General features: G+C 70.2%; 18 protein-coding genes and 1 pseudogene. 7 read left to right on the top strand and 12 right to left on the bottom strand.

Annotated features, from left to right (window positions below):
• Positions 1-203 precede the first annotated feature (203 nt).
• From OHA99_RS36070 to OHA99_RS36060, 3 genes are all read left to right on the top strand, one after another.
• Complete coding sequence (locus OHA99_RS36070; protein ID WP_331727697.1) at positions 204-1220, top strand: bifunctional DNA primase/polymerase; 1017 nt, start codon at positions 204-206, stop codon at positions 1218-1220.
• The gene (locus OHA99_RS36065; RefSeq protein WP_331727694.1) at positions 1217-2809 is read left to right on the top strand and encodes a phage/plasmid primase, P4 family; all 1593 of its coding nucleotides are present in this window, start codon (positions 1217-1219) and stop codon (positions 2807-2809) included. The genes OHA99_RS36070 and OHA99_RS36065 overlap by 4 nt, the downstream gene beginning before the upstream one ends.
• Before the next feature lie 157 nt (positions 2810-2966).
• Positions 2967-3347, top strand: coding sequence for a DUF6009 family protein (locus OHA99_RS36060; RefSeq protein WP_153182149.1), 381 nt, complete (start codon positions 2967-2969; stop codon positions 3345-3347).
• A gap of 98 nt (positions 3348-3445) precedes the next feature.
• On the opposite strand, the gene OHA99_RS36055 is transcribed toward OHA99_RS36060, so the two are convergent.
• The 7 genes and pseudogenes from OHA99_RS36055 to OHA99_RS36025 all read right to left on the bottom strand — a co-directional run bounded on the left by OHA99_RS36055 (position 3446) and on the right by OHA99_RS36025 (position 8893).
• The gene (locus OHA99_RS36055; RefSeq protein ID WP_331727685.1) at positions 3446-4075 is read right to left on the bottom strand and encodes a hypothetical protein; all 630 of its coding nucleotides are present in this window, start codon (positions 4073-4075) and stop codon (positions 3446-3448) included.
• Positions 4072-4701, bottom strand: a complete 630-nt coding sequence (locus tag OHA99_RS36050) for an RNA polymerase sigma factor (RefSeq protein WP_331727682.1) — start codon at positions 4699-4701, stop codon at positions 4072-4074. Before OHA99_RS36050 ends, OHA99_RS36055 begins: the two co-directional genes overlap by 4 nt.
• Before the next feature lie 235 nt (positions 4702-4936).
• Positions 4937-5839, bottom strand: coding sequence for a type II CAAX endopeptidase family protein (locus tag OHA99_RS36045; RefSeq protein WP_331728212.1), 903 nt, complete (start codon positions 5837-5839; stop codon positions 4937-4939).
• Between the two features lie 342 nt (positions 5840-6181).
• Positions 6182-6865, bottom strand: coding sequence for a DJ-1/PfpI family protein (locus OHA99_RS36040; protein WP_331727679.1), 684 nt, complete (start codon positions 6863-6865; stop codon positions 6182-6184).
• 190 nt (positions 6866-7055) lie between these two features.
• The gene (locus OHA99_RS36035) at positions 7056-7640 is read right to left on the bottom strand and encodes a hypothetical protein (RefSeq protein ID WP_405699099.1); all 585 of its coding nucleotides are present in this window, start codon (positions 7638-7640) and stop codon (positions 7056-7058) included.
• A gap of 168 nt (positions 7641-7808) precedes the next feature.
• Positions 7809-8237 (bottom strand): annotated as a pseudogene (locus OHA99_RS36030) (methyltransferase); the annotation flags it as partial.
• Positions 8238-8260: 23 nt separating this feature from the next.
• Positions 8261-8893, bottom strand: coding sequence for a helix-turn-helix domain-containing protein (locus OHA99_RS36025; RefSeq protein WP_331727673.1), 633 nt, complete (start codon positions 8891-8893; stop codon positions 8261-8263).
• 51 nt (positions 8894-8944) lie between these two features.
• On the opposite strand from OHA99_RS36025, the gene OHA99_RS36020 reads away from it, so the two are divergent.
• On the top strand, positions 8945-9709 hold the full coding sequence (locus OHA99_RS36020; RefSeq protein ID WP_331728208.1) for an SDR family oxidoreductase: 765 nt from the start codon (positions 8945-8947) through the stop codon (positions 9707-9709).
• A gap of 738 nt (positions 9710-10447) precedes the next feature.
• Here the strand turns inward: OHA99_RS36020 and OHA99_RS36015 are convergent.
• From OHA99_RS36015 to OHA99_RS36005, 3 genes are all read right to left on the bottom strand, one after another.
• Positions 10448-10789, bottom strand: a complete 342-nt coding sequence (locus tag OHA99_RS36015) for a DUF6192 family protein (protein WP_405693367.1) — start codon at positions 10787-10789, stop codon at positions 10448-10450.
• A 59-nt stretch (positions 10790-10848) separates the two neighbouring features.
• Positions 10849-11271, bottom strand: coding sequence for a DUF6192 family protein (locus OHA99_RS36010; protein ID WP_194280235.1), 423 nt, complete (start codon positions 11269-11271; stop codon positions 10849-10851).
• A gap of 454 nt (positions 11272-11725) precedes the next feature.
• The gene (locus OHA99_RS36005) at positions 11726-12169 is read right to left on the bottom strand and encodes a nuclear transport factor 2 family protein (RefSeq protein WP_331727670.1); all 444 of its coding nucleotides are present in this window, start codon (positions 12167-12169) and stop codon (positions 11726-11728) included.
• Between the two features lie 357 nt (positions 12170-12526).
• Here OHA99_RS36005 and OHA99_RS36000 point away from each other — a divergent pair, with 357 nt between their 5' ends.
• The 3 genes from OHA99_RS36000 (at position 12527) to OHA99_RS35990 (ending at position 15441) form a co-directional block, all read left to right on the top strand.
• Positions 12527-13372 (top strand): ABC transporter permease, encoded by an 846-nt coding sequence (locus tag OHA99_RS36000; RefSeq protein WP_366471720.1) that lies wholly within the window; start codon positions 12527-12529, stop codon positions 13370-13372.
• Between the two features lie 255 nt (positions 13373-13627).
• Complete coding sequence (locus OHA99_RS35995; RefSeq protein WP_153182130.1) at positions 13628-14233, top strand: RNA polymerase sigma factor; 606 nt, start codon at positions 13628-13630, stop codon at positions 14231-14233.
• Positions 14230-15441 carry a CU044_5270 family protein gene (locus OHA99_RS35990; protein WP_331727664.1) on the top strand — a complete coding sequence of 404 codons (1212 nt, stop codon included), beginning with the start codon at positions 14230-14232 and terminating at the stop codon, positions 15439-15441. Before OHA99_RS35995 ends, OHA99_RS35990 begins: the two co-directional genes overlap by 4 nt.
• Before the next feature lie 1130 nt (positions 15442-16571).
• Here the strand turns inward: OHA99_RS35990 and OHA99_RS35985 are convergent.
• A complete protein-coding gene (locus tag OHA99_RS35985; protein WP_331727662.1) occupies positions 16572-19259 on the bottom strand; it encodes a Helicase associated domain protein in 2688 nt (895 codons plus the stop codon).
• Between the two features lie 477 nt (positions 19260-19736).
• A complete protein-coding gene (locus OHA99_RS35980) occupies positions 19737-20045 on the bottom strand; it encodes an ankyrin repeat domain-containing protein (RefSeq protein WP_366471724.1) in 309 nt (102 codons plus the stop codon).
• Between the last annotated feature and the right edge of the window lie 980 nt (positions 20046-21025).

Raw genomic sequence — 21025 nt, 5'->3', positions numbered from 1 at the left:
CTCATGGCCGCAACATGAGAATCTCAGTCCCTTCAGTCCCGTAGTTCCTGGCAGCAACCTCACTGACCAGGATGTTTACGAAGGGACCGAGCAAGGAAGAACGACCGGCGACCATCCCGCGACAAGGACCATCAGTGGCACGCCAGCCTCCGGCAAGCCCGCCGCCCCCGCCAGGGGCTGTCGGCACGGTCAGCGCTGCCGACGTGGCCCGGTGGTGTGCCGGGGCGGGCTGGCCGGTCCACCCGCTCGCTCCCCGCCAGAAGACCCCCGCGGCCAACTGCGAGGCGTGCCGGCGGGAACGGCACGCTCCGGGAACCTGCCGGTGCATTGCCGAGGGCCGGTGGTGTCACGGCTTCCACGCGGCCACCACCTCCCTCGAGCGGATCGACACCTGGTGGGGTGCCCACCCCCGGCTGGGTGTCGGCGTGTCCTGCGGGCCCGCGAACCTCGTCGTCATCGATGTGGACGCGCACGCCGCCGAGGTCCCCGACCGCTCCCGGCTCCTGCCGGGCATCCCCATCGGCCCCCGGGTCGACCTCGCAGGCCTCGCCACGGGCTTCGACACGCTGGCGCTCCTGGCCGCGCTGCGCGGTCGGCCCAGTCCCGCTGACGACGCCGAGACGCTACGGGTACGGACCCCGTCGGGCGGACTCCACATCTGGTACCGCAACCCGGACCCGCAGACCCGCTACCGCTCGTCCACGGGCTCCAGTCCGAAGACCGCGCTGGCCTGGCAGGTCGACGTCCGCTCCGACAACGGGTACATCGTCGCCCCCACCACCCGCACCGCGGCGGGCGCGTACGAGGCGGTGGGGGAGACCCGGCACCCGGCCCCGCTCCCCGACTGGCTCGCCGCCGAGCTGGCCCGCACCGGGCACACCCCGACGCCCGGGACCGCCCCTGCCCCGCTGCCCCTGCCCCGGGCCCGCCGCCCCGCCGCCAAGTCGGCTTCCCGCATACTGGACCCCCTCCTGGACGAGGTGGCACGGTGCGCGGCGACTCCCGAAGGGGCCGGCTTCACCGAGAAACTGAACCGGGCCGCCTACGCTGCCGGGGGACTGGTCCAGGGTGGGCACCTGAACGAGGCCGACGTGCGGGAGTTGCTGCTGCGAACGGCCCGACAGGCCCGCCCGTACCAGGAACGCCGGAACCTGACCATCATCGAATCCGCTCTGTCCGCAGGCGCTCAGCGCCCGTTCCACCCCCGAGGACGCTCATGAGCAGCGCCGAGCACGGCCGGTTCGACGCCGTCGCCGCCGCCGAGCAGATCCAGCAGCAGAGCTTCGACCTCGAGCTGCCCGCAAGCCGTCCGGCCCCGTCTTCGGGGCAGCCGAGCCTGCCCGCGCAGCAGACCGAGGCGCCGAGCGCGAGCGTCGTGGTCGCCGACGGCGGCGGAGCTCCTTCGGGACTGCTGCCCGACGAACTGACCGACCGCGCCAACGCCAAGCTGTTCGCCCGCCTCTACAGCGACCGCTTCCGGCACGTGGAGGGCCTCGGCTGGTACTGCTGGGACCAGTACCGCTGGAAGCGCACGGGCGGCGAGAAGGCGGCGCTCTGGGCGGCCGGTGACATGGCGGAGCAGATGCCGGACACCGACCCGCGCGCCCACTTCAGTCCCCGCGAACTGGCCCAGCACCGCAGGCGCACCCAGTCCACCGCCGGGATGAAGGCGCTCCTGCACCAGGCCCAGGCCGCACCCGGCCTCAGCCTCGACCCCGACGTCCTGGACGGCGACATCTACGCGCTGTGCACCCCCGCCGGGGTGGTCGACCTCAAGACCGGCGACCTGCGCAAGCCGGACCCCGTCACCGACATGCACTCGCGCGCCACGACCGTGGCCCCGCAGAAGATGCCGATCCCGCGCTGGGACAGCTTCCTGAGCGACACCTTCGGGGACGACGACAAGGGGCTGGAGACCACCCGCTTCCTGCACATCCTGCTCGGCTACTCGATCACCGGCGACGTCGGTGCGCAGATCCTGCCCTTCCTCTACGGCTCCGGCGCCAACGGCAAGTCCGTGCTCCTGGACGTGATGACCCAGATCCTCGGCGAGTACGCGAACGCCGCGCCCCCCGGATTCCTCATGGAGAAGGGAAAGTTCGCCGAGCACTCCACCGAGCTGACCGAGCTGCACGGCCGCCGCATCGTGGTGTGCAGCGAGCTCAAGCCGAACGACAAGTTCAACGAGGCCCGGGTCAAACTGCTCACCGGTGGTGACAAGATCACCGCCCGGCGCATGCGCCAGGACTTCTTCAGCTTCACGCCCACCCACAAACTGTGGCTGCTGGGCAACCATCGGCCCGAGGTCGGCACCGGTGGCCACGCCTTCTGGCGCCGGATGCGGCTCATCCCGTTCGAGCGGGTCGTGCCGAACCACCGAAAGATCGACAACCTGGCGGTGGAGCTCGTACGCGACGAGGGGCCCGGAATCCTGCACTGGCTGATCGAGGGCGCCAGGCGTTACCTGGACACCCGCGACCCGCTGCACGGCCCGTCCTCCGTCCGCCTGGCCACGGCCGCGTACGAGACGACCGAGGACCACATCGGCCGCTTCATCGGCGAGTGCTGCACCAAGGGCCAGGACGGCAGGCCCAATCCCGACCTCCGCGTCGAGCAGAAGCTGCTGTACGAGACGTACTGCCGCTGGTGCGCGGAGGAGAGCATCCGGGCCGCGTCCAGCCGCGCCTTCGCCGGCCGCATCCGCCAGGAGCTGGGCCTCTCCTCCCCGTCCGAGATGATCAAGAACAACGACCGCAAGCTCTACCCGGGCCTCGCTCTGCTGCCCGACGCCATGGGGGGCGGACGGTGAGGATCAGCGACGGCCTGGGCCGGTGTGGTTCCTGCCCGTACCATGGTGTGGACGACCACCGCGTGAGCGGCGGTCGGCGGGGGCAGAGAAGAATCGGTGTGACCGCCACACAAGCAGGCCGGTGCGCGGCCGAAGAAATTGAGGAGGGTCCGCGGCCATGAGCTCGATGCTCCAGGACAACCAGCTCACCGACGAGGAAGTCGTGGTGTGGCTGGAGAGCACGGAGAACCTCGACTACGTGCGCCAGGCCCTCGACAAGTCGACACGGCGACGCGGCAAACCGCGCTACGAGCGCGACGGCCGCATGATCGGCTACGCGAACCTCATGCCCGACGCGGGCAAGGACCCCGACAGCGGACTCTTCGAGCGGCGCACGTTCTTCCTCCTCCCGCACGACCGTCCGAACGACCCGACCGGGCCCTACGAAGTCGGTGCCCCCGGCGAGGCGGTCGACCCGCGGACCATCTCGCCCGGCCGGGTCGGCATGAAGACGCCGCGCTCCCAGAGAGGCCGCACCTCGGAGACCGTCGCGTCGTGACGAGGTACGGGTCCCCTGGACCGTGCACCCGTACCACCGTCTCCGCCTCGCCGGGCACCCGGCCGAGAAGAGCGACGCGTCAACCGCTCTTCAGCGGTTCATTCTTCGCGCCTGCCCGGCAGACTGCACGACGGGACCTCGTTCACGACCCAGTCCGTCAGTGTCCGAACGGTTCCGTCCTTCTCGAAGTCCGCCACGAGAAGCAGCGTCGGGTCGGGACGCTGCACATCGTCGATGCGCTTCTTGTTGCCGTCGGCCGTCGCGTCGTGGCCCGTCGGCCGTGATCCCTCCGCGACACGGACCGGGAGGCGGTCCGGGTAGATGCGGACCTTACCCGGATCGGACGGGTAGGTCAGCACGGCCTTCGCGAGGGCCCACCCGCCCGGATACCCCGCGGTGCAGTCCTTGTCCCCCTGCTGGGCGACCGCCCGGATACCGAGCTCCTTCAGCTGTTTCTGCAAGCCGGGCAGCCCCTCCGGGCGGTTCAGGTCGACGATGACCGAACCGTCGTCCTCCTCGGTCACGGCGTAGGCGGGCGAAGCTCCCGAACCGCTCACTGACGGCAGGATCACCGCTGCCGCGGCGGCGGCCGTGGCCACTCCCGCGGCCATCAGCGGGACACGCAGACGACGGACGGGAGCCGCGGCGACGGACGCGGGTGCCGTGGCCGTCGCCATGGCCGACAACTCGGATGCCAGACGGTCCTTGAAAGCGGTGGGCGTGTTCATGAGGCGACCTCCAGGGGGAATTCGATGCGGTCGGTACGTTCGGTGTGCGCGGTTGCGGGCGTGAGTTCGGCACTCAGCGCGCGTCTGGCACGGTGCAGTCGGACCCGTACGGTGGCTCGGTTGATGCCGAGCACTTGAGCTGCCTCGCGCGGGGTGAGACCGTCGACGGCCACCAGATCGAGCACGTCACGCAGCGGTTCGATCAACGCACTGTGCCGCTCGATCAGTTGACGCGCCGTCCGCCCGGCGTCGATCTGCTCGTCGAGGGCCGCGATGTCGGTCTCGTCCAGCAGCCGGTGCCCTTCCAGCCGGGACATCGCCTGGCGCTCGCGCGCGCTTCCCCGGTAGTGGGAGGCCAGAACCCTGCGCGCGATGCCGTACAACCAGGCGCCGGGCTCGCCCCGCCGCGGGTCGTACTGCGCGGCACTCTCCAGGGCCGCCAGGAAGATGTCCGCGGTGAGATCGGCGGCGAGCTGTGGACAGTTGGTACGCCGGGTCACGAAGCCCAGTACGGAGTGAAAGTTCTCGTCGTAGAACACCGCGAAACCACAGGCATCGCCGGCGGGCGGTGCCGCCCTGCTCGCATCCTGTCCGGATTCTGCGATCCGTTGGGATATCAAGGGCATCCGTTCCTCCAAGGTGGTCGGCGATCCCTCCACCCCTTCTTGGACGCTCGCCGCAGAACTGTTTCACCGACGCCGTCGCGGGAGCGGAGACCACGGCGCTCGCCTTCGGGCCACGCCGCGCCGCGACTGGCTCACCAGGAAGGCTGCTCGGAAGAGGGCGAAGTCGCCGACGGGTCGGTGCCCCGCGCGACGTCGCGCGGGGCAGGCAGATCAGGGCCGGGCGGTGCGTTGCGGATCAGCCGGTCGGCGGCGTGATCCGCTCGCTCTTGAGAGTGCCGCGGGTGGCCGGCGGGCATCCGAGCCGGCCGCGGGTGACGATCAGGAGGATGCCCGCGGCGGTGACGGAGGCGAGCAGGAAGGCGAGCTTGGGGGTGGAGTCCGACAGGGTGGGGAACACCTCGGACCAGGCGATGGAGAGGAAGTTGTTGACGCTGGTGTGCAGCAGCATGGCCAGGATCAGTGCCTGGCCCGTGTGGTTGAACACCCAGGTCATCACGAAGCTGAAGGCCGTGGTGGTGACGAGGAAGACCGCCACCTCGCTCCAGGTGGTGCCGGGCCAGCCGCCCCACTCGGTGAGGAACAGGGGCAGGTGCCAGACACCCCAGAGCGGGCCGAGGATCAGGGTGCCGAAGAAGGGGCCGTAGCGGCGCTGGAGGCGGGGCATGGCGAAGTCGCGCCAGCCGGGCTCCTCGGCGATACCGGTCGTGATCATCTGGAGGACCAGGCCGGGGAGGTAGGCCACCAGCACCGCGACGGGCGGCATGGTGGGGTTCTCACCGGACAGCGCGGTGGTGGCGAGGGTCAGCGCGGCGGGCACGGCGATGATGATGCCGACGTACCAGTACCAGCCGAGCCGCCACTTGGTCATCCGGCCCGTCCAGGCCCGGAGCCCCGGACGGCCGTCGCAGACGAGGGTCACGAGGAACGCCGACAGGATCGGGCCCAGGTAGGCACCCGGGAGCACGCCCAGGAGCTGGCTGGTGCCCAGCGCTGCGGGGAACTCGAAGTGCAGTACACCCAGACCGTTCTCGGACAGGATGTAGGGAGTCCATCCCACCCAGCTCAGCAGGAACGCGAGGGAGAAGAACCAGACCAGTGGACGCCGGCGGATCCGTCCCCGCAGCCCGGACCCGTCCATCGGGCCGGTGGAATCCGACGGCCGGACCAGCTCGTCAGGTGTGTGGATGCTCACCACATGTCCTTTCATGGATGCCCTTGTGCGACGTGCTCAGCACATCAAGTGCGGGGCGGCGGATCCATGACGTGCGTGCCCCGAACCGCGGTACAGGAGGCACTACCGAACGCGGCGCCTCCCACCACACGCACCCTGGTCGCACTGCCCGGTCCGCAGCCCTTGACCGGCGACCTGCTGACCGCGTCCGGGCCCACGGCCGCCGGCGAAAGGGGCAGGCCGGGGCACAGGCGCAACGATCGCCGGTCAGCGGAAGCGGGCGGGAGCGGGGCCGGCAGCCGGGCCGTCCTATTCGGGGGTGACGACCACGGTGCCTGTGCGCTCGAACTCCAGGTAGCGTTCGGTCCGCTTCGCCGTCTCGGAGTCGAACTCCCGCTCCATCAGGTGCAGGGCTCCGTCGATACCCGCGCTGACACCGCCCGCACTGACCAGGTTGCCGTCGTCCACGACGCGTGCGTCGCGTACGTCTGCTCCTTGGTCTCTCAGGTGAGCCCGTGCCCCGGCGTGCGTGGTGCAGGGCCGCGTTCCGACCACGCCCGCCGCGTGGAGCAGGACCACTCCGGTACACAGTCCGTAGAGGGTCAGGTTCGCGTGTCCCGCGGCCTCACGCAGCAGACGGGGCAGCTGACCGTCCTTGATCTCGGCCCAGATGCCGGGACCGTCCGTGCGACGGAACCCGCCCCCGGGTACGACGATCACGTCGGCGTCCGAGGGGTTCCAGGGGTCCGGCACGTCGATCCGGGTGCCGAATCTGGCCCGGACCGGCCCGGGGTGGCCGGCCGTGACGAGACGGAAGTCGACCGGTGATCCCATGGCCGCCGTCGCGCCGAAGACCTGGAGCGGCCCGAACACGTCCAGTTCCTCCACCCCGTCGAACACGACGATGTGGATGCGCAGGGTGCCGTTCTCACGTCCTCGTGGTGCGGGGCCGGCCGGTGGGGGAGTGTTGCCGCTGCGGTTGGCTTCTGGCATGCGGATGACTCTCCTCGTGCGGGTTTCGCGTGCGGTGACGTTCAGGTAGTCGCCCCGCGCGGGCCGCTGGTTCCACGCATCGGCACGGGGCGCGGCACCCTCCGGTCGTCGTCGGGAAGGCCCTGGTGGTGGAAACCGTGCCCGGCTCGGTCGAGGCCATGGGGTTGGCCGAGGAGGCTGCCTGGTGGCTTCACGCCTGGACGATGATGGTGCCTATGGTCGATTCCGGGCCGGGCCCTTGCGGACGGTCGACCCTCCACCAACCCAGCACGTCCTGGTACTCGGGCTGCGGGACCGCACGTCCTTCGGCGGTCATCAGGCGGCCCTGATATCCCTGGGCGTACCGCGCTCGAACCGGGTAGACGCCGGGTTCGTCGGGCACAACGAGTTCGCACGACACATGCACCCACTCCGCCGGGCCTGCGTTGTCCTCCGCGAGCGCCTCGACGGGCGTGCCGGCATTGACCACCTTCAAGCCGCCCCCGCTGCGCTGCTTGCCGTTCCACACCGACGCCTGGGCCCGGTCCTGGCCCGCCAGACCAACGATCACCTGGTTGACGGCGTTGCCGCACTCCGAGCAGTCGTGCAGCACGTCGAAACTCACGCTGTGCGAGCCTCCGCCGCGAACGCGCACCGTGCCGGCCCGGCCATCGATCTTCACGTTGCGGATCTTGAACCGAAACCCCTTCCCGCCTTCGTATGGCTCGACCATCTCGGTGTCGGGAGCAAGAGCGGTGGTTCGGTGGGCATCGCCGTGACTCATCTTGTCGGTCATGGGCGAAGTAAACAGGTGACCACTGACAAGGACGGACCCGCCCTTGAACGAGGTCGGCACGTCAGCGTCGGGACACAGCTCCTCGGCCGCCGCACGGGACGCGCTGTCCCGGACCACTCATGCACGTGCCAGACGGCGTCTGCCTGCTCCGGCTGTGGAAACGCACATTCCGATCACTCCTGGTAGTTCCCGCAGGGAGACTGCGGTGGGTTCCTTTGGGGGGCCGTAGGCTTCCAGGCGTGCCTGCCGGACGTCGGGGGCTCGGCGCGACGCCAGCGTGTAGTCGTCGTTCAGCAGCACCAGGAGCTTTCCGAGGACGCGGGTGCGGTGACTGCTGCTGCGTCGGTGCAGGTGGAAGTTCTCGTTCAGGGATGTGCTGTACCTGGCCGGCTGGCGGTCGATTCGACGGCCGATCGCCTGTAGGAGTTGCCGGGCGTTGTGGAAGTCGCCTTGCCAGAGCAGGGCCGTTCCGTCGCACGCCTGTCGGTAGGCGTCGTCGGGTTTCATCCGGTCGTCGGCGGTGACGGTTCGCCGGGGCAGAGGGATGGCGTTCTCGGAATGCCGGCGGGCGGACCGGGGGGTGTTGTCAAGAGGGATACCGACGCCCGGTCCGTGCCGCTTCAGTCCACCCGTCGGGCGGCGACGGCGTCGTCACCGAAGGACGCCGTGAGTGCCCGTGCGATCAAGTCGGGCAGTTTGGTGTGTCCGTCGTCTTCGACCCAGCGCGTCAGCGCCGTGTGCATCGCGGCGATGCAGGCACTGGTCGCGGCCTGGGCGCGGAACGCGGCGTCGCGACCGGTCGCGTCATCCCCGAGGGCATCGACGATGGCCTGTTGCAGTGCGTACTGGCTGTCCAGGTGCCGGGCCCGTAGCGCGGGCGTCGAGACCATGAGCCGGAGGCAGTCCAGCAGGAACCGTTCATTCGCCGCCTGTTCGTCTCCGTTGCCGCCGGTCCAGTTCGTGGCCGCGTCGATGAGCGCGCTGCCGACGCGGCGCACCAGGGGGTGCGCTGCGGATGACGCTGCAACGTGCTCGGCGATGAGCTGGGCGGGCTGATCGATGAGGACGAGGTCCTCCTTGGTAGGGAAGTGCCGGTACACGGTCATTGCGGAGACGCCGGCGGCCTTGGCGACGTCGGCCACCGTCACCGCGTCGTAGCCGTGGTCGGTGAACAGTCGCACCGCGTGCGCCTGGACCAGGCGCCGCGTCTCTGAACGCCGTCGTTCCCGCAGGTTTGGTTGCCGCTCACTCATGTGCTAGACACTACCATAATGTTAGTAACTAACATTCAGATGGGTGAAGACGTGGGCGATCTGATGGGCAGAACGGCTCTGGTGACGGGTGCGTCGCGCGGCATCGGGCAGGCAATCGCGACTCGGCTGGCGGCCGAAGGGGCCACGGTCATCGTGCACTTCGGCACGGACGAGGCCGGAGCCGCGGCAACGCTCGACGCGATGGAACACGCCGGCGGGACCGGCTTTGCCGTCCGAGCCGAACTGGGCGTGGACGGCGACGTCGAGACACTCTTCGCCGGCGTGGAGGCCGGCTTGGGCGGTCGGCCGCTCGACATCGTCGTCAACAACGCGGCGGCCGCACCAGCCGGCGCGCTCGGCGTGACGACGCGGGCGGAGTTCGACCACTTGTTCGCGGTGAACGTGCGGGCACCGTACTTCATCATCGAGCGTGCACTGCCTCTGTTGCGCGAGGGCGCCCGGATCATCTCGATCTCGTCGGTGGCAACCCGGATGGCCAACGCGTCCCAGACATCCTTCGCCATGACGAAGGGCGCGATCGAGACGATGACCAAGACCCTCGCTGCCCAACTCGGTCCTCGTGGGACAACGGTGAACGCGGTCGCTCCTGGGGCCACCAGGACAGCGAGCAACGGAGCCGTCTTCGACGTGCCGGGCCTCACCGAACAGATCTCCGGCATGACGGCACTCAGCAGGCTGGGCGCGCCCGACGACGTAGCCGACGTGGTCGCCTTCCTCGCCTCCGATGCCGCCCGCTGGGTCACCGGGCAGATCCTCGACGCGAGCGGTGGCCTGTTCCTCGGCCCACGCATCTGACAACAAGGACTTGGCGAGGGCAGCGCATCGCGCAAGTCCACGCAGCGTTCCGGCTCCGCGGCATCCGGCCACGGAGTCCGCGCAGGAACTCGTTCGGCGGACCGACTCGGCCGGAAACTGCGCTGCCCGAAGCCGTGGACCGTTCGATTTCTCCGGCGCTTCGAGTGCCGCCCGACCTCGTGTACAGGTGCTGTCGGTTCTCGTGTACAAAGTCACACCAGCCAGGCCAGGGTCAACGAGCTGGCTTCGTCGTCCACTGGCTGGTCCGAGGACTCTTGCGAGTGAGGCGTGGGGTCATCGTAGTGATGAGTGCCCAGTTCAGGTGTGCTTCGGACTGCTGCGGGAGGCGTTCGTAGTCGCGTGCGTTGCGGCGGGCGTTCCACGCAGCAGTCGATCGTGTGCTCGGCTTTCCAATGGCCGGGCGGGAGGACGAAGCCCTTGGCGTCCTTGGGGCGGGAGACGGTGCGCAGGTGAGTCGGAGACGGTCGCGGGCCCAGTCCACGAGGTCGGTGAACGGATAGCCGTCCCCTCGAGTCCAGGTGGTCGGCGTCAGGTTCTCCGCGGCGACGACGTCGCGGACGTGCCGGATGCCCCGGCCGACCTGCGAGCGGGCAAGGCGGGTGGCGGCCATGAGCTGGTAGGTGTGCAGGCCGGCGGGGCGTGCTTCCATCAGGGCGACGCGGACCAGGTCGCTGTAGTGCTTGGCCAGGGGCCGGGCCTCCCGGCACCGAGGCACGGCTACTCCTCACCCTGGAGTAGCTGGACCAGCTGCTCGTCCAGGGCGAACTCACCGTTGTCGAGGGCTCCTTCGAGCCAGTCTGCCGCCGCGCGGACCCTGCCGATCTGCCATCGGACAGTCTCGCGCTCGTCCTGGGTGAACTCCTGCCCGCGCAGCTGCGGAACGAGCCGGCCCAGGGCGGCCCCGAAGCCTTGACAGGAGCCGACCAGGTCGAGGTCCTCGACGGTGCGCTCGGTCTTCCGGGCGGCCGGTGTGCGCTCCCGGATCCGTTCGCGCGTGTCGTTGGAGTTGTCGAACTGCGCACGGCTGACGAGCATCCGGGTGGTGTCGTCCCTGGTCAACTCAGGGGACGGCCCGCACCCGGTCGGCCGGGTGACATGCTCGGTCACCGCAGGCCGCTTCAGCAGATCGGTGGCACCCTGCGCGCGACCTCATCATCCCGGGTCAGGTCAGCGACGGCCTGGACCTTCTCGTCCACAGCGACCGGGCGGTCGACCCGCTGGCCGACGACCCGCTTCGCACCGTCGGGCGTCCACTGCCTCGCCCCCGTGCGCGGGTGGAACGGCGCATCCTCGATCGCCGCCCACCGCTCGTCCTCATCGACGACCGAGGCCAGGATGCGATGGACCGTGAACGACACCCCGTCCTTTCGGCGTTCCTTGGGCCACCGGTTGGCGGTGTAGCTCCAGTCCTCCACCGTCCGCCGTTCGACACCGATGCCGTCCGCGAATATCTGCTGCGACTCCTCCACCGTGAACAGGTCGTCCGTGCCGTTCGGCATCGATCCGCCCACCGAACGCATCCGCTCGATCTCCAGCGCCATCCTGATCGTCCTCGCCACAAGCCCCGACTCGTACTCGTGCCCAGCCACCCTCGACCACTGGACCACACGTGAACTCGATGTCGTGGTGGACGAGTTGACGGGGTCAGTTGGGGGGATGGGAGCGCGGCCAGAGCGTCGTGGGCGGGCGGGACGTTGTAGACGCCACCGCCGATACGCCGTGTCCGTCGTCGCCTTGACCGAGCGCGACGCCCACGAGGGGGAAGGGGAATCGGGGGGCCTCCATGCCTTTCGTCAAGCGGCGCGCGCGTTTCGGGTTCGTAGAAGGTGCTGTCGGGGAGCATCGCGACAGCACACTGGTGCGGTGGCCGACCAGGCAAAGGGGGCTGGGGTGTGGGTCTTTCCGAAGACCGCGCTACGCCACCCGCTCGGCGATCGGACCATCTCCGCGAGGCCTGCCCCGGCGCCAGCCAGGTCGCAACTCGGGGGGCGGGACTCAGGAAGGGGTGCACGCCTCGGCGATCGATACGCTGTTCTCGTAGAGGTGATGCCGGGTGATCCGGCCCTCCTCGACGGTGAGGCGCAGCGCGAAGGGGCCCTCGAAGGACTTCCCCGTCGCGCGCACGGTCCCCGAGAGGTACCCCATCAGGACGGCGTCGGTGCCGTCGACGAGGAACGTGTCGACGGAGGCCCGTGCATCCTCGGCCACCGTGTGCTCGGCCAGCTCCGTGAACTGGGCGGCGCATTCGGCTCCGGTGGAGCGTGGCCGGATCCACGGGACGGCAGGGTTCTCGGCGAGTAGCCAGTCGACGTCGTCCGCGAAGAGCGCGACGAGCCACTCGACATCCCCGGCCATCCGGGCGGCGAGGAACTCCTGGACGACGTGGCGGGTGGTGTCGGCGACGGAACTCGCGGTGAGGTCAGCGGTTTTGATGGGCATGGTTGCTCCTCGCGCCTTAGATGCCGGAATCCTCGTCGGGATCTCGTTGACATGTAGCACGCTGCCGCAGCAGGGGAGCGTGGTCGATTACGTCAGAGGTAATGGCCGGGTGGAGGGCTTCTGCGTCCGTCGTCAAGGCCTGGCCTGTCGGCTGTGTTGGGTGTGTTTGTGATGTCGGTGGTGGTGGGTGTCCGGCTCACCGTTAACGCTGCCAGGCCGTGTCGGCGGTATCGGTTAGTGACCGCAGTGTTGTCATGCCTCGTGAGGTGAGCGAGGAGACGGTTCCTGGGAAGCAGTGTTGGTTTTGTTTTCCAGTCTTTTCACCTGCTTCCTTATCGGAGTGTGGAGGAGAATGTGATGTTGGGGGAGGTGTATCGCGGGCCGGGCGCGGGCGGGGCGCTGCCGGTGGCGGTGCGCGGTGAGGTCACGGCCGGCCGGTTCTACGACCGGGGTGACATCGCCCGCGGCGCCAGAGTGGCGGTGCTGGGCGACCAGGCCGCTCGCCTGCTCGGTGTCACCCGGGTGGAGGACGCGCCCGCGGTTTTCTTCAACGGTCTTTCTTTCACCGTGATCGGGATCCTCGGCGGAATCGAGCGTGAGCAGCGCCTGTCCACCTCGGTGATCCTGCCGCCCACGACGGCCAGGGACCGTCTGGGCCTGGACACGGTGAACCGCGTCCTGGTCAACACTTCCCTCGGTGCCGCGCAGCAGGTAGCCCGGCAGTCTCCCGTCGCCCTGGCACCGGGCAGCGCCAAGGCGCTCACCGTCCTGGCTCCGCCCGATCTGTCGAGGGCACGCAAGGGTGTCCAGGGCGACGTCAACGGTCTGTTCCTGGTCCTCGGGCTCGTCTCGCTGATCGTGGGTGCTCTCGGTATCGCCAACGTCACGCTGGTCACCGTGATGGAACGGGTCGGAGAGATCGGGTTGCGGCGTGCCCTGGGCGCCTCGCGCCGGCAGATCGCCGCTCAGTTCCTCCTGGAGTCGACGACGATCGGGCTGCTGGGGGGCGTGATCGGTGCCGCGCTGGGGGTTGTCGTCGTGGTGGCCGTGTCGGCGGTCAAGGACTGGACTCCCGTACTCGACGGCCGGCTTGCCGTCGGCGCTCCGGTCGTCGGCGCGGTGGTCGGCCTGCTGGCGGGTGTGTATCCGTCGCTGCGGGCTTCCCGGATGGAACCGGTCGAGGCGTTGCGAGCCCCGTCGTGAAGACTGCCCCCGGGGACCGGCGCGGGGGCGTACTGGACGGCCCGCCTGCCGTCCGCAACCGCGTTTCTCGTGCCATGAGTTCGGCTGATCGAGGGTGACCGGGGACTGGCACGGCCGTGGCCGCGGGAGGACGAAGGGGGACATTGTTCTCGGCGTCTTCGGGCGGGAACGGCGGCCCGTGTGGGAGTGAGGTGGATCACTGGAACGCGTCCGGGGGCGTGGAGAGAACAAGGTGTGAGGAACTCAGACAACGACCTGCGGCGTCGTGTGCGCACCGGTGACCGTGAGGCGTTCGCCGAGCTGTACGAGGCGTTCGCCGGCGCGGTGTACAACCATGGTCTGCGGCTGACCGGTGACTGGTCGGCGGCGGAGGACATCATGTCCGAGACTTTCCTGGCCGCGTGGGGCAACCGTGCCGCGGTGCACGAGGAGGGGGGCACTCTGCTGCCGTGGCTGCTGGGCATTGCCACCCACAAGGCGGACAACGCACGGCGCAGCGTGCGCCGGCGGCAGCTGTTCCTGACGCGCCGGCCGCAGGCCACGGCGGTGGAGGACTTCGCACCGGAGGCGGCCGGGCGTCTGGACGACGTGCGCCGGCTGCGTGCCGTTCAGGCCTGCCTGGGCCGGCTGCGGCGCCACGAGCGGGAGGTGCTCGCCCTGTGCGTGTTCTCCGGTCTGGACTACCGGCAGACGGCTCAGGCGCTGGGCATCTGCGTCGGCACCGTACGGTCCCGTCTGTCCCGCGCGCGCAAGAAGCTCGCCCGGCTTGCCGAGGAGAACATGGAACTGCCCACCGTCCGCGGAGAGATGACAGGTGCGGCTGCACTCGCGGCCGTGCCCGTGCGGAAGGAACTCACATGAACGGCAGGCCGAACCCGAACCCGGCTTCTTTCGAGCCCTCGGACGAGCGCGAGGAGATTGCCCGTCTGCTGCCGGCCCCGGCCGACTGGGACCTTCCGCGCGGGCGGCACCTCCATCACAAGGACCTCTTGATGCGACACATCGACCGCGACCAGGCCTCCACCACCGTCACCACCACCGCCGCCCCCACCACCGCCGCCCCCGCCGCCCCCACCACCACCGCCACCACCGCCGCCCCCGCCGCCACCACCGCCACCGCCGCCGCCGCCGCCACTGCCGCCCCCACCACCGCCGCCGCCGCCACTGCCCCCACCACCCCCGCCGCTGTTGCCCGGCCGGGGCGCCGACGGCTGCGCCCCGTACTCCTGGCGCCCGTGACCGCGCTGGCCCTGGCCGGTATCGTGACCGCGGCCTTCGCCCTGAACGACGGCGACCGCAAGCCCGCCGCCGGCACGTCGTCCGACGCGGCCGCGGACATGCAGCCCGTCTCCGCTCTCCTCGGGCAGATCTCCGACGCCGCGGGCAAGCGTGACACTCCCACGGTGCGGGACGACCAGTTCTCCTATGTCAGGGAGAAGGTCCGCGAAGCCGACCTGTCCAGTGGGAAGGCCGTCGTCGGCCCGCTGCACGACTACGAGCTGTGGCTCTCCCAGGACCCCGAGCCCGTGCAGAAGCAGGGCCTGATCCGCAGCGACGGCAAGACCGTGCCCCTCAACGCCGAGTTCGGCGACACGAACGGCACACCGGCCGGCTTCAGCCGCCCCACCTACCAATGGCTGGCCTCGCTGCCGACCGACCCCGGCCGGCTGCTGGACCACCTGTACGCCAAGGCACCGCAGGCCGAGAACAGGGAACGCGACCAGGCCGTCTTCGAGCAGATCGGCGACCTCCTCGACCAGGTGATGCCGGCACGTACGGCCGCCGCGCTCTACCGGGCCGCAGCGAAGATCCCCGGCGTCACCGAGACCCCTCGGGCCCAGGACGCCGTCGGCCGCCGGGGCCTGGGCATCGCCCGCAGCGACACGAAGAACGGCGTCGTCACCGAATGGGTCTTCAGCACACAGGACTTCACCTACCTCGGCCACTCCACCCGCCTGACCAAGGACACGCCCTACGCCGAGGCGGGGACGCTCCTGGACAGCTCGGCCCTCCTCAAGAGCGCGGTCGTCGACAAGCCCGGCCGGCTCCCCGGCAGCGAGAAGAAGTAGGAACGGCCGGACCGGTCGGTCCTGCGGCTGTCGCCCGGTCCGCCCATGCTCCGCACGTGGGACTGGAGGACCGCGGTGTTCTGCCGGACGCGGAGCGGGAACGGCCCCGGCCCGTCCCGCCGGAGCGGTACGGGCCGCGGAAGGACGGCGGGTCCACGTGTGCCGTCGGCGCTGCCGGCCGACGCGGTCGGCGAGATCGACGGGGGCATCCCGGTGAACCCCACCAGTGCGCGCCGCTCCGCCCCGCAGCCGCCGCACCGGCCGGCCTGTTCGCGGCATACGGGCCGGCCCTCACCGTGCCGCCCGCGCCCCCACCGGCATCCGCCCCTGCACCGCCGCCCCCGGGCCCGCCGCCGGCCGTCCCGCCCACAGCGCATGGAACAGCGCGGGACACACAACCCGCCGAACTCCCGGCCCCGCCTACGCCCTCCCACGGCGGCGCGGGCTCGGCGAACGCCTCCTGCAGGGCGGCAGCCGGCAACCGACCACCGTGGTCCGGCGGGTGCCGGTGTCCGGCCAGCCAGGCCACATCGCGTCGGTAGATCGGGTCGAGAGGCCCAAGCCCCCACGACCGCCGGCCCGCCGCCGTACAGATCTCTCCGACTACCGCAGCGAGAGACCGCTGCCGCCGGGTCAGCTCTCCGCCCCCTGTGCAGTCGGCGAGCACCCCGTGGCCATCGGCCGGCCGGAGCATCGGCTGAGGAGCATGCGCCCGCACCCCGCTCGGCACATGCCACCGCAGTCCAAGCGGCCGGGCGTTCCGGCCCGCTGACGCGTGGATTCGCGGTCGAGGAGCACCCCACGCAGTCGCGCCGCTGCGGACCCGTAGTGCACCAGCGGCCCGGTGGTGGCCGACCGCCACCGTCCCGGCGCCCGCCGCTTGCCTTTGCGGGCCGGGAAGGCTTCAGCGGCGGACAGTTTTCGAAGACCACGTGGGCGGCCGCCCATGACCGCCTCGGACACTCAGTCGCCCCGCCCGCAGTCCGAAACAGCACGTCCACCGAATCGGCTTCGGACCGCCACGCCCTCGCTCCGCCACGCCCTCGCTCCGCCCCACCCAGCATCCTGCATACAGAACCAAACGGCTTATCAGCCCGTCCGGTACTGGGCGCGTGCCGCATCGGCGAACATCAGCTGCGCCCGGACCGTTCTGCAGCCCAGGTGTAGCCCAGCTCTGCGAGGGCGGCCCGCTGATCCGCATCCAGCCGGTCACGCCTGGCCTTTTGGTTACTCAAGAACACACCCAGCCTGATCGCCGAACCGTCAGGCAGCTCCTCAACGTGTGCCCTCCCGACGACGGTTCTGCCTTCCCGCTGGATGTACTGGGTCAGGGCTGCCAGACCGCGTTGGAACGCGTACTGCGCCTTGGCCGGGCGGCCCTTCGTCGCACGCTGGGGCGCCGGGGCGGGTGCCGGCGTCTCAGCGGGCTGTACGCCCAGCGCTGTCAACCGCTGCTGCTGTCCCTCGGAGAGCTCCACCCAACTGCGGCGTTGCCGCTGAAGCCATTTGCCGAGGTCGTCGCCGTCCATGAGGACGCCGGGTGCGATGTCGGGCAGGACTCCGCCGGGTTCGTCGGCGGCGAGGTGGGCGAGGTGGCGGTGGTGGCGTTGCCAGTCCAGTGGCCAGGGGCAGTCCCAGTCGGGGTCAATCGAGGCCAGCTGCGCGTCCCGTGTCCGCGCCCGTTCGGGGTTCTTGCCGAGGCCGCCCTTACGCCTGAGATTCGCCAGTAGCTGACCGATGGGGACAGGCTTGCCGTCGGCGGGATCGCCCCACAGGGCGTCCTGCCTCGGGGCCATGTGCCCGTGCGCACGGTGGTACGAGCGCAACACCGCCAGCTTCGTCTCCCAGGCTTCTTCGCCGGGCTCCCAGACCGTGCCGGCCTCCGGCGCGTCGAGCAGCGTCTTGCGCCGCTCCTCGAGCTCCCCGGCCCGCCGCGCTTTTCGCTGCTGGTGCACCCACCGCCCCAGCGGAAAGGCCCTCGTGACGCCGACCTCGACCTCGGTGTCGTAGGGGACGGCGTGCAGGCCGGTGATCTGGTGCTCCTTCCGCCACCGCAGCAGCGCCTGATAGCCCTCCAGCCAGACCAGCGACTCCGGCCGGTAGACCCGGGTGCGCAAGAACGCCGCGATCGTCGCGGCGTCGCGCGGGGTGGAGAAGTGCAGCAGAGCCGACTCGACCGAACCGTCGGTGCCGCCCTGATCCTGGTCGCCTCCGCCCTCTCCGCCGTCGGCCGCGATGATCCGCCCGTCCTCGTCGCGCCGGATGTGAACCCTGCGCTTGCCGCTGGTGAGCGCACGCGAGGCGAGCTGCTCGACCAGGCGCTCGTCATGCGAGCGCAGGCCCTGCAGCACGGCTACAAGGGGGCGGTACGAGGCGCTGGCGACCATGTCGGCCGGGTCCTCGCCGGGCTCCAGGAACACCGGCACGATGATCCGCGCGACCTTCGTGGAACCGTCCCGGTTGAGCCGAAGAGCCCGGCCGATGTTCTGCACGATCTCGACCTGCGAGCCGCGGGTGTCGGCGAAGCAGACGGCCTCGACTCCCCGTTCGCCGGTGATGTCCACGCCCTCCCCAAGCACGCGACAGCTGGCGAGGAACGCCCGGTGCACACGGCGGCCCTCGGCGTCGATGCCGTTGGCGAACTCGTGCAGGGCTTCGCGTCGTTCGGTGACGAGGTGGTCGCCGCACAGCCACGCCGACCACACCCGCTCCGGCGGCACGTGGCGTCCTGCTTCCAGCTCGTAGAACCAAGCGCCGGCCGACGACGCGGGCAGCTTCTCCGCGGCCGCCAGGTCCTCGCCGGAGGCGTCGCGCGCGTACAGCGCGGCTGCGGTCTTCGACAGCTTCTCCGCGAAAACGGCGGCCTCCTCGACCTTCTGGTGGAACGTCATGACCGTACGCAGGTTGTACGCCGCCGCGTGCTCCAAAAGCGCGGTCTGCAGCAACGCCAGGCGCCGGCCCCGCCGCGCCTCCTCCGACTCCCCGACGATGGGGGAGGGGTCGCGGATCTCCAGGACGTCGATCTCGAACCCGGCGAGGATGCCCCGCTCGATCGCCTCGGAGAGCCCGAGCTCGGCGCCGGGAAGCCAGGCCCCGAAGATGCCGTCCGGGTCGTCGGCCATGCTCGCGAGCTCCACCTCCACCCCGCCCGCGCCCCTCTGCGGGCGGGGCGAGGCGAGGATCCGCGGGGTGGCGGTGAGGTAGAGCCGGAAGGCGGCGGGGATGCGGGCATGGTCGTGGATCGCCGCCCACGGACGGCCAAGATCACCCGCGGTTGAGTGGGCCTCGTCCACGATGGCGAGGTCGAACGGGGCCATCTGCTGGCCGTAGAGCCGCTCCCCGCCCGCCAGAGCGGCTTCCACCGGCCCGCGAACCGTCCGCCGGCCCGTCGGGTCCTCCGGGCCCTCGCGGTCCACCAGGGAGGCGTAGGTGGCGAACACGACCACGGGCCCGGACCCGGCCCAGAGCGCGAGCTGGATCGCATTCGTGGTGGCGCGCACCCCCAGCGCGTTCAGCACCGCGTCGTTCTCCAGCGAGCACACCGCCACCATCGGCGCCCGATGACCGACCACCCGCCACGCCTGCGCGGTCTGTGCGAGCAGGTCCAGGGTGGGCACGGTCACCAGGATCCGCCCGCCCGGGAAGCACTCCAGCGCGCTCGCGGCAGCCGTGATCGTCTTACCGGATCCCGTGGCGGACACCAGCGTGCCCCGGGCCCCCTGCCCCGGCACAGAAGATCTTGCATAAATTCTGACCCATTCTCGAATGGCTGCTTTCTGGGTCACCTGATGTTCCCGGAGACTGATCACAGAACTCATCCTTGTCTTTTCCCGGATGACATCACATTCCTCCACCACGACCCCGACGAGACTGCGGACGCGTCAGAGGCAGTGGTAGAGGCGGGGCAGGGGTACCTGTCGATCCCGCCGCGTGCGGGCAGCTCGTCCTCGAAGTCGCAGGCGGCGACGGCTTTAAAGCCACCGTGCCACAGTGCTTCGAGCACGGCCGTGACGGCCTGAACCACCTCGTCCGGCGTTCCCGCGGGGGCCTCGCACTCCAGCACGGTCGGCCACTGAAGGAAGTCGAAGGGATGGGCCCGTCGGCCGATGCTGTAGTCGTTGTGCTCGCTTCCACGCGCACCGGCCCGACGGTCAGCTCCGCACCATCCTCCTCAACGAAGCCGAGGGCGTCTCGAAGCCAACCCACGACCCGCGGGGCGGACACGGCGTCCACGTAGATCGAGGCGTCGCTGTAAGCGGAGTCCGGGCCGAGGGGCGAAGACCCGCGATCATTCGTCACGCGGCGCTCCCTGCGGATCTGGCCGGGGTGAGGGAGAAGGAGCGCTGGAGCAGCCGCTTGGCCGGTTCGTGGTGGTAGTACTCGGCGATCTGCAGGGGAGTCTCGCCGTCGATGGCCGGCAGGCGCGGATCGGCACCGTAGGCCAGCAGGATCGCCGTGGAGGCGGTGTTCAGCGGGTAATCCGCCTGCACATGGCCGTCGCCTTCCAGGTCGATCGCATGAGTCAGCAACGTGAGCTCGAAGCACACCTCGCCCGGGTCCGCCCCAGCGCCCAGGAGCACGGCGAGGGTCTCGTAGCCACTCATCTCCACGGCCTGATGCGCCGGTGTCCACGGCTCCACCTCAGGCCAAGTGCTACGCCACAGCGCATCGGAACCCATAGCGCCCCTTCCCTTCTCCACCGGCCTTGCTGGGCCGTGGCTATCACATCAGTGGACGGACCACGGGCATAAGACGCCGAAGCTGCAGCGGCCCCCGACCCTGCTACCGGTGTCCCCACATTACGCCAACTCTACATGCTGCATCACATCGAGAGACAGACTCGCGAAACCCTCGACAGAGCCCCCACTCAAGATCCCGTCCGACCTCCGGCGTGCATCGCGCATCGCGGGTACACGGTGCCGCATGGCACCGAAGACCGAACGCATCCAGTTCCTGCGGGCCGCGCGGCAACTGCGCCGTATCCGCTCCTTCTACGCTGCGGCCATCCTCCTGTGGGCAGGGTCCGCGGCCTGGACCGGCTGGCAGGCCCCAGGTAGCCGGCAAATGTGCCCGGGCCGTCCTCTTCCTGATCGTCTTCACCGCCCTGCTCGTCACCGCGACCCTCGCCCTGCGGCACCTCGCCGTTCCCGCAACAGGCCGGCCCGGGCACCACGCTGCCCCGCACAAGCTGCCGAGCACCCGCCGTCACGCTCCCGCCTGAGAGCCCAGCCCATCACTCTTCCCGCGAGTCAATCCGGGCGTGGACTCCGCCCGCAGGGGGCGGAGTCCACGGTCTGCTGACAGCCCGCTACCGGAGCACCACACCCCTGTCCCTGTAAGCGCTCGGGCCGAAGGCCCGTTGACGGGCCCGCGCAGCGGGTCCGTCCTGTGGCGCGCAGCGCCACTAGGCGGCTGGAGCGCAGCGCAGGCCACCGCAGCTCCGGGAGCGCAGCGGACGGAGCGTCACCAACCCGGCGCAGCCGGGTTGGTGAGCTGGACGAGCAGCGTCCAGCCAGCGCTTCCGCGGAGCGGAAGCGCAACACCCGCGCGCAGCGCGGGTGTTCGCTTGCCCATCGCGCAGCGA

It is taken from the genome of Streptomyces coelicoflavus (assembly GCF_045041415.1).
Lineage (GTDB): Bacteria > Actinomycetota > Actinomycetes > Streptomycetales > Streptomycetaceae > Streptomyces > Streptomyces coelicoflavus.
Note: the sequence above shows the minus strand (reverse complement) of the source record. Positions and strands in the feature narration are given on the sequence as shown.

What these genes read in the sequence shown, in the direction of transcription:
- OHA99_RS36055 (WP_331727685.1), bottom strand. Translation starts at nt 4,075, where the DNA reads ATGAACACGCCCACCGCTTTCAAGGACCGTCTGGCATCCGAGTTGTCG.
- OHA99_RS35990 (WP_331727664.1), top strand. Translation starts at nt 14,230, where the DNA reads ATGAACGGCAGGCCGAACCCGAACCCGGCTTCTTTCGAGCCCTCGGAC.
- OHA99_RS35985 (WP_331727662.1), bottom strand. Translation starts at nt 19,259, where the DNA reads ATGAGTTCTGTGATCAGTCTCCGGGAACATCAGGTGACCCAGAAAGCA.
- OHA99_RS36065 (WP_331727694.1), top strand. Translation starts at nt 1,217, where the DNA reads ATGAGCAGCGCCGAGCACGGCCGGTTCGACGCCGTCGCCGCCGCCGAG.
- OHA99_RS36045 (WP_331728212.1), bottom strand. Translation starts at nt 5,839, where the DNA reads ATGGACGGGTCCGGGCTGCGGGGACGGATCCGCCGGCGTCCACTGGTC.
- OHA99_RS36040 (WP_331727679.1), bottom strand. Translation starts at nt 6,865, where the DNA reads ATGCCAGAAGCCAACCGCAGCGGCAACACTCCCCCACCGGCCGGCCCC.
- OHA99_RS36025 (WP_331727673.1), bottom strand. Translation starts at nt 8,893, where the DNA reads ATGAGTGAGCGGCAACCAAACCTGCGGGAACGACGGCGTTCAGAGACG.
- OHA99_RS36005 (WP_331727670.1), bottom strand. Translation starts at nt 12,169, where the DNA reads ATGCCCATCAAAACCGCTGACCTCACCGCGAGTTCCGTCGCCGACACC.
- OHA99_RS36050 (WP_331727682.1), bottom strand. Translation starts at nt 4,701, where the DNA reads ATGCCCTTGATATCCCAACGGATCGCAGAATCCGGACAGGATGCGAGC.
- OHA99_RS35980 (WP_366471724.1), bottom strand. Translation starts at nt 20,045, where the DNA reads ATGAGTGGCTACGAGACCCTCGCCGTGCTCCTGGGCGCTGGGGCGGAC.
- OHA99_RS36035 (WP_405699099.1), bottom strand. Translation starts at nt 7,640, where the DNA reads ATGACCGACAAGATGAGTCACGGCGATGCCCACCGAACCACCGCTCTT.
- OHA99_RS36060 (WP_153182149.1), top strand. Translation starts at nt 2,967, where the DNA reads ATGAGCTCGATGCTCCAGGACAACCAGCTCACCGACGAGGAAGTCGTG.
- OHA99_RS36000 (WP_366471720.1), top strand. Translation starts at nt 12,527, where the DNA reads ATGTTGGGGGAGGTGTATCGCGGGCCGGGCGCGGGCGGGGCGCTGCCG.
- OHA99_RS36010 (WP_194280235.1), bottom strand. Translation starts at nt 11,271, where the DNA reads ATGGCGCTGGAGATCGAGCGGATGCGTTCGGTGGGCGGATCGATGCCG.